The sequence below is a fragment of the Microbacterium sp. ZW T5_56 genome, from assembly GCF_044987425.1.
GTDB lineage: Bacteria > Actinomycetota > Actinomycetes > Actinomycetales > Microbacteriaceae > Microbacterium.
In genome coordinates this window covers 1-16,116 of the sequence record NZ_JBJDRI010000017.1, presented here as the reverse complement: position 1 = coordinate 16,116, position 16,116 = coordinate 1, and the positions used below count along the sequence as shown (strand labels likewise).

General features: G+C 66.8%; 12 protein-coding genes and 1 pseudogene. 4 read left to right on the top strand and 9 right to left on the bottom strand.

Annotated elements, in window-relative coordinates; all coding sequences use genetic code 11:
• Positions 1 to 7: 7 nt before the first annotated feature.
• The 6 genes from ACI3KU_RS09925 to ACI3KU_RS09900 all read right to left on the bottom strand — a co-directional run bounded on the left by ACI3KU_RS09925 (position 8) and on the right by ACI3KU_RS09900 (position 6,072).
• On the bottom strand, positions 8 to 754 hold the full coding sequence (locus tag ACI3KU_RS09925) for a glutamine amidotransferase (protein WP_404922151.1): 747 nt from the start codon (positions 752 to 754) through the stop codon (positions 8 to 10).
• Between the two features lie 6 nt (positions 755 to 760).
• Positions 761 to 1,324, bottom strand: a complete 564-nt coding sequence (locus tag ACI3KU_RS09920) for an RpiB/LacA/LacB family sugar-phosphate isomerase (RefSeq protein ID WP_404922150.1) — start codon at positions 1,322 to 1,324, stop codon at positions 761 to 763.
• Positions 1,321 to 2,379, bottom strand: a complete 1,059-nt coding sequence (locus tag ACI3KU_RS09915; protein WP_404922149.1) for an ABC transporter permease — start codon at positions 2,377 to 2,379, stop codon at positions 1,321 to 1,323. The genes ACI3KU_RS09920 and ACI3KU_RS09915 overlap by 4 nt, the downstream gene beginning before the upstream one ends.
• An 11-nt stretch (positions 2,380 to 2,390) precedes the next feature.
• A complete protein-coding gene (locus ACI3KU_RS09910) occupies positions 2,391 to 3,401 on the bottom strand; it encodes an ABC transporter permease (protein ID WP_404922148.1) in 1,011 nt (336 codons plus the stop codon).
• A 1-nt stretch (position 3,402) separates the two neighbouring features.
• On the bottom strand, positions 3,403 to 4,923 hold the full coding sequence (locus tag ACI3KU_RS09905) for a sugar ABC transporter ATP-binding protein (RefSeq protein ID WP_404922147.1): 1,521 nt from the start codon (positions 4,921 to 4,923) through the stop codon (positions 3,403 to 3,405).
• Positions 4,924 to 5,016: 93 nt separating this feature from the next.
• The gene (locus tag ACI3KU_RS09900) at positions 5,017 to 6,072 is read right to left on the bottom strand and encodes an autoinducer 2 ABC transporter substrate-binding protein (protein ID WP_404922146.1); all 1,056 of its coding nucleotides are present in this window, start codon (positions 6,070 to 6,072) and stop codon (positions 5,017 to 5,019) included.
• A 292-nt stretch (positions 6,073 to 6,364) separates the two neighbouring features.
• Between ACI3KU_RS09900 and ACI3KU_RS09895 the strand changes: the two genes are divergently transcribed.
• A complete protein-coding gene (locus ACI3KU_RS09895) occupies positions 6,365 to 7,465 on the top strand; it encodes a LacI family DNA-binding transcriptional regulator (RefSeq protein WP_404922145.1) in 1,101 nt (366 codons plus the stop codon).
• 28 nt (positions 7,466 to 7,493) lie between these two features.
• Here ACI3KU_RS09895 and ACI3KU_RS09890 read toward each other — a convergent pair whose 3' ends face one another.
• Positions 7,494 to 8,939, bottom strand: a complete 1,446-nt coding sequence (locus ACI3KU_RS09890) for a serine hydrolase domain-containing protein (RefSeq protein ID WP_404922144.1) — start codon at positions 8,937 to 8,939, stop codon at positions 7,494 to 7,496.
• 290 nt (positions 8,940 to 9,229) lie between these two features.
• On the opposite strand from ACI3KU_RS09890, the gene ACI3KU_RS09885 reads away from it, so the two are divergent.
• Positions 9,230 to 9,433 (top strand): AsnC family protein, encoded by a 204-nt coding sequence (locus ACI3KU_RS09885; RefSeq protein WP_404922143.1) that lies wholly within the window; start codon positions 9,230 to 9,232, stop codon positions 9,431 to 9,433.
• Positions 9,434 to 9,720: 287 nt separating this feature from the next.
• Here ACI3KU_RS09885 and ACI3KU_RS09880 read toward each other — a convergent pair whose 3' ends face one another.
• Both ACI3KU_RS09880 and ACI3KU_RS09875 read right to left on the bottom strand, forming a co-directional pair.
• Entirely contained in the window at positions 9,721 to 11,952 is a 2,232-nt protein-coding gene (locus tag ACI3KU_RS09880) for an ABC transporter ATP-binding protein (RefSeq protein ID WP_404922142.1), read from the bottom strand.
• Positions 11,949 to 13,676, bottom strand: a complete 1,728-nt coding sequence (locus tag ACI3KU_RS09875) for an ABC transporter ATP-binding protein (RefSeq protein ID WP_404922141.1) — start codon at positions 13,674 to 13,676, stop codon at positions 11,949 to 11,951. The genes ACI3KU_RS09880 and ACI3KU_RS09875 overlap by 4 nt, the downstream gene beginning before the upstream one ends.
• A gap of 628 nt (positions 13,677 to 14,304) precedes the next feature.
• Here ACI3KU_RS09875 and ACI3KU_RS09870 point away from each other — a divergent pair.
• Positions 14,305 to 14,949, top strand: coding sequence for a bifunctional 4-hydroxy-2-oxoglutarate aldolase/2-dehydro-3-deoxy-phosphogluconate aldolase (locus ACI3KU_RS09870; protein ID WP_404922140.1), 645 nt, complete (start codon positions 14,305 to 14,307; stop codon positions 14,947 to 14,949).
• A 91-nt stretch (positions 14,950 to 15,040) separates the two neighbouring features.
• Positions 15,041 to 16,116, top strand: a pseudogene (locus ACI3KU_RS09865) (hypothetical protein); the annotation flags it as partial.

Here is a 16,116-nt window from a genome sequence, read left to right as displayed (position 1 = left end):
ATCTGCCTCAGCTCTCCCGCGCCAGCCAGCGCACGAGACGATCCCAGATCGTCGCGAAACCGTCCCAGACGCGGAACTCGTCCGGCAGCCAGTGCGGACCCATGTCGCTGGCGAACACGGCGGTTCGTCCGGCCCCCGCCTCGCCCACGACGACGAAGGGCAGGCCGTCGACGGCGACGAGCTCCGTCGCCTCCGTCCGCGTCCGCAGGCGGTGATATCCGAGCACGACGGGCCATTCCTCGCCCAGACCCTCCGTGATCGGGTGCTCGGCGATCACCCGGGGAGCGGCGCCCTGCGGCGTCTCCTCCCGGTCGTCACCGATCTCCATCTCGATCGGCAGGATCTCGGCGATCGGAGTGGCGCGGTAGTTGGCCTTGGCCTCGATGCCCTGGAAGCTCAGGTAACCGCCGACCATCAGCAGCGACCCGCCTTCGCGGACCCAGTCGGCCAGCACCTGCAAACGGTTCGGGCGCACCTGACCGCGAGCGAACACATCGTTCGGCAGCAGCAGGGTGTTCGCTCCGATGTCGCTCAGCACGACGACGTCGAACGCCGACAGCTCCTCGGCCGACCAGGGGAAGTGGTCGGCCGCGACATGGTTGGGCTGGAAGGTGACCTCATGCCCGGCTGCGCGCAGGGCGGCGATGAACTCGGTGCCGCCCTCCGCATAGGCGGAGGTGATGAAGGAATCGAATCCCTTGGTGTGGATCGACGTGGTGGACCAGGACTCTCCGGCGAGAAGTACGCGTGCCATGATCGCTCAGAACGCCAGACCGCGCGGCTCCGGACCGAGCGTCGGAACGCTCGGGTCCGGCACCTGGAAGCCGTTGGCCTTGTACGCCTCGTAGTCGAAGTCCTCGCACTCCTGATAGCCCACGCGGTGGTACTCGTAGAAGCCGTCCCAGTCCTCATACCCCTGGCCGAGTTCGCCCTCGAGGAACGCATCGGCCATCGCCATGCCCAGCGCAGGGCCGGTGAAGAACCCGCCCATCGCCAGCACGTTGCAGTTGTTCGCCGTGGCGGCGCGTCGCGCAGCGGCGACTGACTCCACGACGGCCGAGTGAACGTGCGGCACCTTGCTCGCGGCGACGTGGATGCCCATCCCGCTGCCGCAGAACAGCAGTGCCTTCTCGTACTCCTGCTCCGCGATGCGCGAGCCCACGAGGAATCCGACGCGGTGGTACATCGGCGCGGAATCGCGGTCCGGTGTGAGATCGGCGACGGTCCAGCCGCGCTCCTCCAGGTGCGCCTTCACCGCCTCCTTCAGATCGAATCCGGCAAAGTCCGCTCCCAGGACGACGTGTTGATCCTTGACCGTCTTCATGACGCACTCCTCTTCTGGAAGAACCGGGACAGACCGCCCGGCTTGTACCACTGGTTGATGACGATGACGAGCAGGAGCACCCCGCCCCAGATCAGCGGGCGGTAGAAGTTGCTGATGTTGGGGAAGGTGTTCAGGAAGCTGGAGAGCACCTGCAGCACGACGATGCCGAGCACGACACCGCTGAGCTTGCCCGAGCCGCCGTTGGGATTCACACCGCCGAGGACCACGATGAGCACTGCCAGCAGCGTGTAAGTCGATCCGTAGTCGGCCTTGGCCGAGTTGTAGTTCGCCAGCATCACGAGGCCTGCTGCCGAGGCGAGCACGCCGGAGGTCATGTAGGTGCGAATGGTCAGGCTGGTGGTCTTCAGGCCGCTGAAGGCCGCCGCCTTCTCGTTCGATCCGAGCATGTAGAGCTTCGCCCCGAAGGCCGTCCGGTTCATCAGCACGGCCACGATCACCACCGCGAGAGCGAAGATGATGAGGGGGACGGGGATACCGGCAACGCGGGCCGCGAACACCTCGCTGTACTGCATCGGAAGCCCGCTGAGCGGCTTGCCGGCCGTCAGCACGATCGCGATACCGGTGAACAGCTCGAACGTTCCCAGCGTCACCAGGATCGCCGGGATGCGGATCTTCGCCACGAGGAAGCCGTTGAAGGCACCGGCGATCGCGCCGATCACCAGGCACAGGGGAACGGCGAGGAACGCGGCCAGGTAGCCGATGCCCGCATCCGATCCCTTGGGCGCGAGCGACAGCATCATCACGGCGCTGGCGATGGATGCCAGGTTCGCGATGGCCACGACGGACAGATCGATGCCGCCGATGATCATCGTGAGCATCACGCCGAGCGCCATCAGGCCGTACTCGGGGAACTGCACCGCCATGGACTGCCACGTCGCCACGTTGCCGAAGTTCTTGGGCTTCATCACGGCGAACGCCACGAGCAGGAGCACGAGCACAACAGCGAGGCGGGTCACGTGAGGGTCGGCGCTCGCCCAGGAGCGCAGCCGCGCGATGACGCCCGCGGGCGCCTTCTCGATCGTCGAGTTGTTCATGACGACCCCTTTCACGCCAGAATCCGACTGCGGCGGTGCTGGCGAGCCAGCTGCAGCGCGGAGATTCCGGTGCCGATGATGATGAGCGCGCCGAGGGCGATGCTCTGCCAATAGGTGGGGATGCCGACGAGGATCATGCTGTTCTGCACGATCACGATCAGCAGCGTGCCGAGCATCGTGCCCGTCAGTGTGCCGGTTCCACCGGTGATCGCCGCGCCACCGAGGACCACGGCGGCGATGACCATCAGCTCGCTGCCGAGCAGGTTGGTCGGGTGCATCTGGTCCATCATGCTGGTGCGGACGAGTCCTGCCAGCGAAGCGATCACTCCCACGGCCACGTAGAGCCAGAACTTGATCGCGCGCACCTTGAACCCGGCGCGTACCGCCGAGCTCTCGTCACCACCGACCGCGTAGAGACCCCGTCCGAACGTGGTGAAACGCATCACGAAGAAGGCGATGATGACCACCGCGACGAGCAGGAGGAAGGAGATCGGAAGCTTCGAGGTCAGTCCGGAGTCGGGGTTGGTGACCGTGAGGATCGATGCTCGCCCGAACTCGCTCATGCTGGGCGGAAGCGTGGGGATCTGCACCGAGCTGAGTGCGCCCTGCATGATGCCGGAGAACACGTTCGCCGTGCCGAGGGTGATGATCAGCACGGGGATGGCGATCCGGGACACCAGCAGTCCGTTGAACGCACCGAGGATCGCGCCCAGCAGCACGACCAGCAGGATCGGCAGCCAGAGGGCCCCGTCATACCCCGCGTCGACCAGCATGCGCGTGGTCGCGTACACCGACAGCGAGGCGAGGGCGGGGAAGGAGACGTCGATGCCGCCCGAGACCAGCACCATGAAGGTGGCGACTCCGAACAGACCGGGCACGACCATCGCGTTGGCGATGTCGACGATGTTGTTGACGGTGAAGAACTGTCCGCTGCGGAACTGGATCACCAGGCTCAGGGCGATGATCACGAGCAGGACGTAGAACTCGTTCGAGCTGCGCGCGCGGCGCCAGAGATTCGTCATCTCAGACCTCCTTCTCGTTGATGGCGTGGATGGTGTCATCGCTCATCAGTGCAGTGATGTCGGATTCGGCGACGTCCGCCGTCTCGAAACGACCGCTGATGCGTCCGCCGTTCATGACGAGCACGCGGTTGCAGTTCTCCAGCACCTCGGGGATGTCGTCGGAGATGATGATGACCGCGAGGCCCTCGGCGGCGAGACGGCGCAGGGTCTCGTGGATGTCGTGCTTGGAGCCGATGTCCACGCCGACGGTGGGACCGTTGAGGATGAGCACCCGGGGTTTGGTGGCAAGCCACTTCGCCAGGACGATGCGCTGCTGGTTGCCACCGGACAGGGTGTTGGCCGCGTTGTCGGGGTTCGGCGTGGCGATGCGCAGCTCATCCACCCAGGCGCGTTGCTCGGCGCGCAGCGCTGTGCGCTGGAGCAGACCGAGTCGAGAGACGAAACGGTCGATCTCGCTGATCGTGATGTTGGCGCCGATCGAACGCTCCAACGCGAGGCCTTCGGTCAGGCGGTCCTCGGGCACGTATCCGATACCGGCCCGAATCGCATCGCGCACGTTGCGGAATCGCTGCGGCACGCCACCCAGACGGATCTCCCCCGAGTCGACTCCGAGAGCGCCGAAGAGCGCGAGAGCCAACTCCGTGCGACCGGAGCCCAGCAGACCCGTGATGCCCAGGATCTCGCCGGAGCGCAGGGTCAGCGACACATCGGCGAACGCACCCTCCACACTCAGGTCGTTGACTTCCAGTGCCATCGGAGCCTCAGCCTGCGGGCCGGAGAACGTCGACTCCTCGAATTCCCGTCCCGTCATGTACTGGGAGAACGAGCGTCGGTTCAGTTCCTCGGGCAGACAGGTGATGACCGTGCGCCCGTTGCGGATGATGGTGAACTTCTCGCTGATCTCGAACACCTCGTCGAGCTTGTGGCTCACGAACAGTGTCGCGATCCCGCGCGACTTGAGGTCGAGGATGATCCGGAACAGGGCATCGACTTCTCGCTTGGTCAGAGCGGTGGTCGGCTCGTCCATGATGATGAGCTTCGCCTCGGTCATCAGGGCCCGGGAGATCGCGACCAGCTGCTTCTGCGCAACCGACAGACTCCCCACCTTCGCGTCGAGGTCGATATCGACGTTGATCTTCGCGATGGCCGCTTCGGCCTTGACGCGCATACGACGCCAGTTGATGACCTTGCGTCCTTCGGATATCTCCGAAGGCAGGGCGAGGTTCTCGAGGACGGTGAGGTTGGGGAACACGGAGAAGTCCTGGTAGATGACTTGGACGCCGTTCTCGATCGCCACGACGGGCGTGAGGCGATGCTGTTCCTCGCCGTTCATCTCGACGGTTCCGGAGTCCGGGGCGTGAACGCCCGAGATCACCTTGATGAGCGTGGACTTACCGCTGCCGTTCTCACCGGCAAGACAGTGGATCTCGCCCGGGGCGATCTCCAGCGACACGTCGCTCAGCGCGTGAACGCCGGCGAAGGCCTTGCTGATGCCCCGGACTGCCAGCACGGGTGCCGTCATTTCTCTCCTTAACGAGACGGGTGGGGTGCGGACCCGGCGATGCTTCGCCGGGTCCGCGAACCGGGGTCCACACACCGGTGCGGACCCCGCGGCTCAGAAGCCGAAATCGTCCACGTTCTCCTTGTTGATGACGACCCAGCCGTTGCCCTCGAGGATCTTGTCGCTGCCCGGCGAGAACTTCATGTCCTCGTAGCCCTTGACTCCCAGGTCGATGCCGTCCGCGACCTTCTCGCCGTCGAGGATCTTGGTGGCGAGCGCCGCGAGCGCGTAGCCCGAGTCGGCCGGATCCCACAGAGTCAGGCTCTTCACCAGACCGCTGTCGAGGATCTGCTTGTTGGCTGCGGGCAGACCGGTGCCGGTGACGAACACCTTGTCCTTGAGCCCGAGCTCTTCGATGGCGCGAGCCACGCCAGGCGCGTCAAAGGAGCTGGTGCCCACGAAGCCGGTGACCTCCGGGTACTTCTTCAGGACCTCCTTGGCGGTCTGGTAGGCCACCTCGCCGTCGTCCTGCGACTCCACGCGGGGCTCGGCCTCCAGCAGCGTCATGTCCGGGTAGGCCTCCTTCTGATGCGCGACAGCGCCATCGGCCCACTCGTTGTGCGAGGCGTTGGTCACGTGACCGACCATGGTCGTGTACGTGCCCTTCTCACCCATCGCCTCGGCGAGGTTGTCCATGATGAAGGCGCCGTAGTCGCTGTTGTTAAAGGCCTCGATGTCGTACTGGGTGTTCTCCTGGGTCGCACCCTCGTGGGTGACGACGACGATGCCGGCGTCCATCGCCTGCTTGAGAACGGGCTCCAGAGCGCCGGGGTCGACCGGCACGACGCCGATCGCGTCGACGCCCTGCGCGATGAGGTCCTGGATCACCTGGGCCTGCATGGTCGCGTCCGTCTCGGCCGGACCCTTCTGATAGACGTTGAGGCCGGAGTCGGCGGCGTACTTCTTGACGCCCTCCTCCATGCGGACGAACCACGGGTTCGTCGAGTCCTTGGGGACGATCACGATCGTGTAGTCGCCGCCCTCTGCATCGCCTCCGCCGGCGTTCGCGCCGCCGGACGAAGCTCCACCGGCGGTGCAACCGGTCATGGTCAGGGCGACCGAGGCGGTCAGACCCAGCATCACTGCTGCGAAGCGTCGCTGCTTCTTCATGTACGTCTCCTCGTGTGGGTGTCTCTGGTGCAGTACGTCGGGCAGAACGCCCCGCACTGTCGCTGCTCACCCGATGAGATGTCTACAGGCGACACACGGTGTTTTGGCGTCGTTGCTCGATTTGAAGCGCTTCATTCTTGAAGCGCTTCAAACGTAGCGGGAGAATCACTAGGATTCAACAGGTGATGCAGAGCTGTGACATCCCGTACCTGCGGCTCGCCCCACTGATCGCTGTCGATCCAGGAGGTCTCATGGTTTCGCCCCTCATCGCGAGACGCGTCAGGGAGCACGCGTGACGCCCGCGCGCCGACACGACGACCTCTCGGGCGGCGGCGGCCCGTCGAGTTCCGAGGCGGCGCCCTCCCTCGCGCCCGTGCGAATCCGCGAGGTGGCCGAGCACGCGGGCGTCTCCGTCGGCACCGTTTCGAACACCATCAATCATCCTGAACGCGTTCGTCCCGCCCTGCGCGAACGCGTCCTGCAGGCCATCACCACGCTCGGCTTCGTTCCCAACCAGCATGCTCGGGTGCTCACCGGAGCAACCAGCAATGTGATCGGCCTGGTCGTGCTCGACATCGCGAGCCCGTTCTACATGGGCGTCGCGCACGCGGTGGAGCAAGCCGCGCGTCGCAACGGACAGGTGGTGCTGCTCTGCGATTCCGAAGGAGACCCCCGTCGTGAACAGGAGCTGCTCACCATGCTCTCCGCGCAGCGGGTCCGAGGCGTCATCCTCGCACCAGCCCGAGGCGTTTCGGCTGCCGCGCACTATCGTGCGGTGCACGCGGAGCTGCCCATGGTGTTGCTGGATTATCCGGGCAGCTCCGGGCTGTGCACGATCACGGTCGATCATGAGCAGGGCGGCCGGCTTGCCGCCACGATGCTCCTCGAACGCGGTCACGAACGGATCGGCTACATCGCCGGTCCCCGACGACTCCGGCAGTTCGAACAGCGGGCGAGGGGCGCGCGGGCAGTCCTGGCCGAGGCCGGTCTCGACCCCGACATGGCGTTCATCCCGGTGCACACGCGAGGCATCGGCATCAGCGACGGGGAGAGTGCCGCTCGTCGTCTGCTCTCAGCCACGAAATCCGACGAATGGCCCACGGCGATCTTCTGCGGCAATGACATGCTGGCGTTCGGGGCGTACCGTGCGCTGATCGCCGCCGGGGCCTCCGTGCCGGGCGACATCGCCCTGGTTGGGTACGACGACATCGAGTTCGCGAAGGACTGGGTGGTGCCGCTGAGCACGGTGCGGCAGCCGATCGCTGAACTCGGCATCGCCGCCGCGCACCTGCTCGATCAGCAGACGAGTGCTGCGCACACCCACGAACACGTTGAACTCGTCCTCACCCCCGAAGTGGTTCCGCGGTCATCGTCGCATCCCGCATCGCGATGATGGCGCGGCCGCGACGCAGAGACTCCCGTCAGGGCGCCAGCATGTCCGCTTCGCGGGAGAGATAGACGTCCGGTCGGTAGTGAGTGACGCCCGTGATGGTGACGGCGGTGACCCTACCGGACTCATCGCGCTGCAGATCGCCCGCTTCCCCGGCGTCGCCGAAGCTCGACTCCGCGTCGGCTCGCAGAGCGCCGTCGTCGTCGGGATGCATGACGACGGCCGTGCCGGCCGGGTCTAGTCCGGTATCGGACAGCTGCAGCATGACGCCGGGCAGCGACACCAGGTTCACGTCGCCCCACAGCGAGAGGTAGCGCCCCGCGGCGTCCGGCTCGAGAAGTTCGTCCGACGTGTTCTCGGTTCCGTCGCTGACTTCGTCGATCGCGAGGTCGAGGAGGGCGATGATGCCGGTGGCCAGGGCGCTCGCCGGCCCGTCGATCCGGTTGGTGAGGACGCTGACCGCGAGGCCTGTCTTCGGATCAGCCCAGGTCTGCGTGATGTGTCCAGGGAATCCGCCGGAGTGGCCGATCACCCGACGGTCGCCGATCTTTCGGATGATCCAGCCGAGCCCGTACCAGCGCGTCGTCCCGCCCGTCGAGACCTGCGATTCGTCCCGCTGCATCAGACGCTTGGTGTCGTCGGTGAGGAACAGTCCCGTACCGAGGGCGTGTGCGGCCACCCACGCTGACGCTGTTTCCGCATTGGCCCAGAACCCTGTTGCCGCGGACTCGGCACGCGTATCGACCGGCGGAATGACGGGCGGGGTGCGATCGGTGTCGTCGCCCGCGCCGCGTTCGGCCTGAGGAATGCCGTGACCGGACGCCGAGTATTCCGGCAAACCGAACCCGCCGTCGACGCCGAGCTCCGGGCCGATCCGCACCGGCTCGGTCATGGCGTCGGACATCGGGCGCAGCAGATCGCGGATGACCGCATCGTAGGAGGTGCCTGTCACCGCTTCGAGAATGAGCCCGAGGAGCGAGTAGGCGAGGTTCGAGTAGTGGAAGTGGGTGTTGGCCGGGAACACCCGGTCGTGCTGGAGCTGGGCAATGAGGCCGTCGCGGTCGAGGAAGGGCGCTTCGCGCTGCCAGAAGTCCGCGGCACGGCCATCACGCTCGGCGCCGGACTGGTGCCCGAGCAGTTCGCGAATGCGGGATGACCCGAGGGGAGCGTCCGCCAGCTCCGGGACGTGCTGAGCCACGGTGTCGTCCAGGCGGAGTCGCCCGCCTTCGACCTGCTTCATGATGGCAGTGGCCGTGAACGTCTTGGAGTGGGAAGCGATCCGGAACACGTGCTCGGTGTCGAGCGTCTCCCCCGTCGCCGTGTCCGCAACACCGAAGGCACGGGAGTAGAGCAGCTCCGCACCGATACGCACCGCCACCTGGATCCCCGGCACGGTGTGGATCACACGCTGCCGCTCGATCCAGTCATCGAGGAATCCGCTGAGATGCGGGATCAGCTGCGTGATACCGGACGTCATAACCCCATGGTTTCACGGGGGATCTCTGCGCCCACCCCTGTCGGCACGTGTCTGGCCGCGTTGACACGCACGGGGACGGCGTGAATCCATGAAGATGAGCCGAATCCAGGAGCGATTCGGCGAATCCCTCCTGGATCTGGCGCATGTTCATGCACTGGCGACCCACCACGGTCGCACAGCGGCCACTCGAGCCAGGCGTCAATACGTGTTGACACCTGGCGACGGGTCAACCTATATTGACGTTGGAGGTTCGACATGACCATTGAGACATCCCATGCCTGAGACATCCCATGCCTGAGACATCCATTGCCGCCGAGGATTCCGGCGAGCCGATCGCTGAACTTCACCGGCTCACGGGCATCCGGCAGCAGCTGGCCCGTGCCGAAGAAGCCCAGGTGCGCAGAGCCCGCAATCTCGGTTACTCCTGGCAGGCGATTGCCAGCGCCCTCGGCGTCAGCAAGCAGGCCGCCCACCGTCGCTTCGGGCGACACTGACACCAGTCCCCGCCGGCTGCCACCGCGTCGACAGAGCCCGCTGGCCGCACAGCACCTGTCGACGGCTTCCGTCGACAGCGCAGGCGGGCTGCCCCGCCGGCCGCCACCGAAACAGCGCCGGCGGGCTGCCCCGCTGACAGCACCCGTCGACAGCGCCGGCTGACAGCGCCCCGCTGGCAGCGCCCGTTGACAGGGCTGGCCAGCTGCCCCGCTGACGGCGCCCGCCACCGAAAACGCCGATGGGCCCGGCTCCGCAGCTGCGGAGTCGGGCCCATCGGATCGAGCCGTCAGGCGTCGGTGGAACGAGCCCGTCCATCACCGGAGGCTTCGGCCGTGCCGGCTTCCTCCGCTGCGGCAGCGGGGGTCTCGCCGGGAACCGGCGCACCTTCCGCAACCGTGACCGCATCGACGGCGACCGTCTCGGCGCCCGTCGCCACAGCCACAGAGCCCGTGACCACGGGAAGCGCGCCGGTGAGCACCGGAATCGTGCCCGTTGCGGGCGCTTCCTCGATGTCGCTCACCGCGTGCTCGAACTGCGACTGGTACAGGTTCCAGTACGCGCCCTTCTTCGCGATGAGTTCTTCGTGGTTGCCCTGCTCCACGATGTCGCCATGCTCCATCACCAGGATGAGGTCGGCGTCACGGATGGTGGAGAGGCGGTGCGCGATGACGAACGACGTGCGTCCTTCGCGAAGTGCAGCCATGGCGTGCTGCAGCAGCACCTCGGTGCGGGTGTCGACGGAGCTTGTCGCTTCGTCGAGGATCAGCACCGAAGGCTGGGCGACGAAGGCACGGGCGATCGTGATGAGCTGACGCTCACCCGCCGACACGTTGGACGCATCCTCGTCGAGCACGGTGTCGTAGCCATCCGGCAGCGAACGCACGAAGTTGTCCACACGGGTGGCGACCGCCGCCGCGACGATCTCCTCGTCAGTGGCGGTCTCCCGCCCGTAACGGATGTTCTCGCGGATCGTACCGGCGAACAGCCACGGGTCCTGCAGCACCATGCCGGTGCGCGAGCGCACGTCGTGGCGAGTCAGCTCCGCGATGTCCTGGCCGTCCAACAGGATGCGCCCGCCGTCCAGCTCGTAGAAGCGCATGATCAGGTTGACCAGGGTGGTCTTGCCGGCACCGGTCGGACCGACGATCGCCACGGTCTGCCCCGGCTCCACCCGGAAAGACAGGCCGGTGATCAGCGGCTTCTCGGGCGAGTAGGCGAACTTCACGTCCTGGAACTCGATGACGCCCGGACCGGCGACCAGCGCCGGTGCGTCGGTCGCGTCGGGCTCCTGCTCCTCCTCGTCCAGCAGCTCGAACACGCGCTCGGCGGACGCCGTGCCCGACTGCACCACCGCGGCCATTCCGCCCAGCTGCGAGAGCGGCTGGGTGAACTGCTGCGAGTACTGCAGGAAGGCCTGAACGTCACCGAGGCGGAGCGTGCCGCCGGCCACCATGAGAGCGCCGACCACGGCGATTCCGACGTACACCACGGAGCCGATGAACATCATCGCCGGCATCATGATGTTGGACAGGAACTGCGCCTTGAACGAAGCCCTGTACAGCTCCTCGTTCTCGACGGCGAACGCCTCGGCGGCTGCCTTCTCACGCCCGAACACCTTCACGAGCGCGTGACCGGAGAAGGACTCCTCCACACGCGCGTTCAGCTTGCCGACCTGGGCCCACTGGACCTTGAAGGCGGCCTGCGAACGCGGACCGATCACACCGAAGATGACACCCATCAGCGGCAGGGAGACCAGAGCGATCAGCGCCAGGATCCAATTGATGGAGAACATCATGATGAGAACGCCCACCACGGTGAGCACCGAGGTGACCGCACCGGAGAGGGACTGCTGCATCGTCTGCGTGATGTTGTCGATGTCGTTCGTGACACGTGAGATCAGCTGACCGCGCTGCACCTTGTCGAAGTACGCCAGCGGCAGGCGGTTGATCTTCGCCTCGACGTCTTCACGCAGCGACCACATGGCGCGCACCATGATCACGTTGACCACGTAACCCTGGATCCAGTTCAGCAGTGCCGAGGCGACATAGATCGCCAGCACCGCGAGAATCACCAGACGCAGGGCGTCGAAGTTGACGCCTGCACCGAGCTCGAAGTCCTGCAGCCCGTTGATGACGTTCGCGAAGTCGGTCTGACCCATCTGCCGCAGCGCCTCGACGACAGCGGCCTGGTCCATTCCGGGAGTCGCGCTCGCTCCGAGGATGGCCGCGGCAATGCTCGACATCGCACCCTCGAACACGAGGTTGGTCGCCTCACCGAGCACCTTCGGTGCAGCCACCGCGAGCACCACGCTGATGGCGCCGAGGATGGACACTCCGATGAAGGCGGCCGCGTACGGACGCAGCAGACCGATCATGCGCTTGAAGCTGGGCCAGAAGTTCTTGGGCTTCCCGCCCTGCGCCCACTCGCCCGCTTCCATGGCCTGTGCCATGGCCTGCGCCTGCTCGAGTTCTTCCTTGACGGCGGCGTCGTCGTCTGTCTTGCTCTGTGTCTCACTCATGCGTCCACCCCCAGCTGCGACTCGACGATCTCACGGTAGGTCTCGCTGCTGGCGAGCAGCTCCTCGTGTGTGCCGATGCCCGCGACCGTGCCGTCCTCCAGCACGATGATGCGGTCGGCCTCGGTGATGGTGGATACGCGCTGGGCGACCACGATCTTCGTGACCTCCGGCAGCTCGCGCCACAGCGCCTCCCGCAGGTGAGCGTCGGTCGTGAGGTCCAGCGCGGAGAACGAGTCATCGAAGATGAGGATCTCGGGCTGACGCACGATGGCTCGGGCGATGGCGAGGCGCTGGCGTTGACCACCGGACACGTTCGTCCCGCCCTGCGCGATCGTCGACTCCAGACCATCCGGCATCTCGCGGACGAAGGCGGCACCCTGTGCGATCTCGAGGGCGTGCCAGAGTTCGTCATCCGTGGCGTTCTCGCGCCCGAACCGGAGGTTCGAGGCGATCGTGCCGCTGAACAGGAACGCCTTCTGCGGCACCAGTCCCAGGCGCGACCACAGCGCTTCCGGATCGGCCTCGCGCACATCGATGCCGTCAACGAGGACCGAACCGGTGGTGACATCGAACAGGCGCGGGAGGAGAGAAACGAGCGTGGTCTTGCCCGCGCCTGTCGAACCCACGATGGCGACGGTCTCTCCCTTGTCGGCACGGAAGGTGACGCCGGACAGCACGGGTGCGTCGGCACCGGGGTACTGGAACGACACGTCGGTGAAGGACACCGTTCCGGCTTCGGGGAACGACGTGACCGGCTGGTCCGGAGCCGGCAGCGTTGACGGGGTGTCGAGCACCTCGCTGATGCGGTCGGCGGAGACGGCAGCGCGCGGGATCATGATCGTCATGAAGCTCGCCATCAGCACACCCATGAGGATCTGCATCACGTACTGCATGAACGCGAACAGCGTGCCGACCTGCACGTGACCGGCATCCACCTGGATGCCGCCGAACCAGATGACGCCCACGATGGTGACATCGAGGATGAGCATGGCGACGGGGAACAGCACCACGAAGAGTGAACCGACCTTGCGACCGACGATGCGGATGTCGGTGTTCGCCTCGCGGAAGCGGCCCTCCTCGATCGGCTCGCGCACGAAGGCGCGCACCACGCGAACACCGGTGAGCTGCTCGCGCATCACGCGGTTCACGGCGTCGAGCTTGGTCTGGTACGAGCGGAACAGCGGCACCATGCGACTGATGATGGCCACTGCGACGATCAGCAGCAGCGGGATGGCCACGGCAAGCAGCCAGGAGAGGCCGACGTCCTGCAGCAGCGCCATGATGATGCCGCCGATGGCCAGCAGCGGCGCGGTGACGAGCATGGTGGAGCCCATCATCGCGAGCATCTGGACCTGCTGTACATCGTTCGTGTTGCGGGTGATGAGCGAGCCGGGCCCGAACTGCGAGACTTCGCGCTCGGAGAAGCCGGAGACCTTGCCGAACACGTCGGCTCGGATGTCGCGACCCGCCGACATCGAAGCGCGGGCGGCGAAGTATGTGGCGATGAGCGATGCGGCGATCTGCCCGAGCGAGATCAGCAGCATCCACCCACCGGTGGACAGGATGTAGCCGGTGTCGCCGGTCGCGACGCCGGTGTTGATGATGTCTGCGTTCAGGTGTGGCAGGTATAGGGATGCGAGTGCGGACGCGAACTGAAACACCACGACGGCGGTCAGCCACGGCCAATATCGACCCAAGTACCGGACGAGAATTCTTCCGAGCACGTTGTCTCCGATGCAGGATTTCCTCACGCGGGTGCGCGCGAGGCGACGGACAACGCTACGCGCTCCGCGCCTGCTCGGCAACGTCACGGCGTCCGCTCTCAGCGAAGCACAGGCCTCCGACATTGATCTGCGGGCGCATCTCGAGGTCCGCAGTCAGCGCAATCGTCACCCCTCCCCCGGCACGAGACGCGATAGGGACCCGGGCCATCAGCCACGCGAGCAACTCCTCCGAAGGGCACCCCCACGCCGATTCGCCCGTCCGCGTCCCGCGTCGCGTGTCCCCAGAGCCCGCGAGACTTCCCTCTGTGGGCGAAAATCACCGCATTGCGCCGATTCTCGCCCACACGCGGAAGTCTCGCGGGGTCTGGTGGCAACGATCTGCGATCCGCGTACCAGCGATCCGGGATCCTGGGCCCGGGATCTGCGATCCGGATTCCGTATGCGGGGCGATCCGTATGGGGACAATCCGCGCGGCCTCGATCCGTATGGGGACGATCCGCAATCCGCATGCGAGCACGCCCGGCTCGGCCCCGCCGCTCGGCGTCCGCGAGCGCGCGACGGCTCAGCTGAGCCGGGTAGGCTCGCACCGGTGCCCTCCCCCCTCTTTCGCGCCAGTGAGGTTATTGACATGACGACCGACGTCCTCGCCCCTGTCCGCGCCACCGGTGTGCTCGCCGTGCTCCGCGCTCCCTCGCCCGAGCACGCGATGCGCGCGATCGACGCCCTGATCACCGGTGGAATCCGCGGTATCGAGGTCACCTACTCCACGCCAGACGCGGCCGCCGTGATCGCGCGCGCCATCGCTACCTATGGCGCATCCGCCTACGTGGGAGCGGGCACCGTGACCACCGCCGAGCAGGCTCGCGAGGCCGCCGACGCCGGCGCTGCGTTCCTCGTGAGCCCCGGCACACGCCCCGACCTGACGCAGGCGATGAAGGCGACCGGCACCGTCACGATGACCGGCGCGCTCACCCCCACCGAGGTGATGTCGGCGGTCGAGCTGGGCTCCGACGTCGTCAAGATCTTCCCCGCGTCGCTGGGCGGCCCGAGCTTCCTCGGCGCCCTGCGCGGTCCGTTCCCGAACGTGCCGCTCATGCCGACCGGCGGCGTGACCCCCGACAACCTCGCGACGTGGTTCGACGCGGGCGCGGTCGCAGCCGGCGCGGGCGGCGACCTGGTCCCGGGCGCAGCACTCGCGTCCGAGGACTATGCGGAGATCACGCGACGGGCACGTCTCTTCGCCGAGGCACTGCGCGCCATCCGCGAGGCCTGAGCCCCCGCGTCGGACATCGCCCACGTAGCATGTGGGTGATGGACGCGTCCTTCGCAGCGGTCGTGTCCGGCACACGACGAAGGGGGCGTCCATGAGCGACGAGCGTCAGGATTCGCAGCAGCAGAACGGATCGGAGGGCGATCCGCCGCGGGCATCGGAACCCGCATTCCCGCCCGCACCGGTTCCGGCCGCAGCGGAGGTTCCGGATGGCGCGCCGCCACAACCGCGAGACGATACCGCCGCGGCACCGGAGGCCGTGGATCCTCGCGCAGACGGGTCCGGGCAGGCGCCCGCGAGCGAGAAGGCGACCGACCCGCGGTTCGACGGACAGGCGCCGGCAGCGGCGCAACCCGCATCTCACGGGCAGCCCCCAGCTCAGCCGTACCCGGCTCAGCCGTACCCGGCTCAGCCGTACGGGCAGCCCCCAGCTCAGTCGTACGGGCAACCCCCAGCCCAGCCGTACGGGCAGATGCCACCAGCTCAGCCCTACCCGACTCAACCGTACGGGCAGACGCCCCCGGTCCACCCCCGGGAGCAGACGCCCCCGGCTCAGCCGTACGGGCAGCACCCGGCTCAGCCGTACGGGCAGACGACACCAACTCAGCCCTACGCCCAGAACGCACCAACCTGGCCCGGCGGTCAGGCAGCACCAGCTCAGCCCGAGGGCCAGACCTCACTGCCCCAGCTCGACGGGCAGACGCAACCAACCCAGTCCTACGGGCAAACGTCGCCAACCCAGCTCTACGGCCAGCCGTGGCCCAATCAGTCCTTCGCTCAGACTGCACCAGCTCAGCCCGGCGGCCAGATTCCACCAACTCAGCCTTACGGCCAAAACGCGCCAACTCAGCCCGACGTTGAGACGGCACCGCCCAAGCCGCACGGCCAGGAGGCATCGTCCCAGCCGTACGGCCAGACCCCACCAACCCAGCCCGACGGACAGAACCCACCAGCCCAGCCCTACGGCCAGACGGCACCAACCCAGCCCGACGGACAGACCCCACCAACCCAGCCGTACGGACAGACCCCACCAGCTCAGCCGTACGGCCAGACCCCACCAACCCAGCCGTACGGCAACGCGGGAGCGGCACCGTACGGCCAGTCGCCGGCGGGACAGCCCACCTACGGATACCCCACCTCCGGATCCCCGGCCTACGGCCAGCCACCGAC

Excerpts from the sequence above, each read along its gene's own strand:
- ACI3KU_RS09925 (WP_404922151.1), bottom strand. The coding sequence starts at position 754 with ATGGCACGCGTACTTCTCGCCGGAGAGTCCTGGTCCACCACGTCGATC.
- ACI3KU_RS09920 (WP_404922150.1), bottom strand. The coding sequence starts at position 1,324 with ATGAAGACGGTCAAGGATCAACACGTCGTCCTGGGAGCGGACTTTGCC.
- ACI3KU_RS09915 (WP_404922149.1), bottom strand. The coding sequence starts at position 2,379 with ATGAACAACTCGACGATCGAGAAGGCGCCCGCGGGCGTCATCGCGCGG.
- ACI3KU_RS09910 (WP_404922148.1), bottom strand. The coding sequence starts at position 3,401 with ATGACGAATCTCTGGCGCCGCGCGCGCAGCTCGAACGAGTTCTACGTC.
- ACI3KU_RS09905 (WP_404922147.1), bottom strand. The coding sequence starts at position 4,923 with ATGACGGCACCCGTGCTGGCAGTCCGGGGCATCAGCAAGGCCTTCGCC.
- ACI3KU_RS09900 (WP_404922146.1), bottom strand. The coding sequence starts at position 6,072 with ATGAAGAAGCAGCGACGCTTCGCAGCAGTGATGCTGGGTCTGACCGCC.
- ACI3KU_RS09890 (WP_404922144.1), bottom strand. The coding sequence starts at position 8,939 with ATGACGTCCGGTATCACGCAGCTGATCCCGCATCTCAGCGGATTCCTC.
- ACI3KU_RS09885 (WP_404922143.1), top strand. The coding sequence starts at position 9,230 with ATGCCTGAGACATCCATTGCCGCCGAGGATTCCGGCGAGCCGATCGCT.
- ACI3KU_RS09880 (WP_404922142.1), bottom strand. The coding sequence starts at position 11,952 with ATGAGTGAGACACAGAGCAAGACAGACGACGACGCCGCCGTCAAGGAA.
- ACI3KU_RS09870 (WP_404922140.1), top strand. The coding sequence starts at position 14,305 with ATGACGACCGACGTCCTCGCCCCTGTCCGCGCCACCGGTGTGCTCGCC.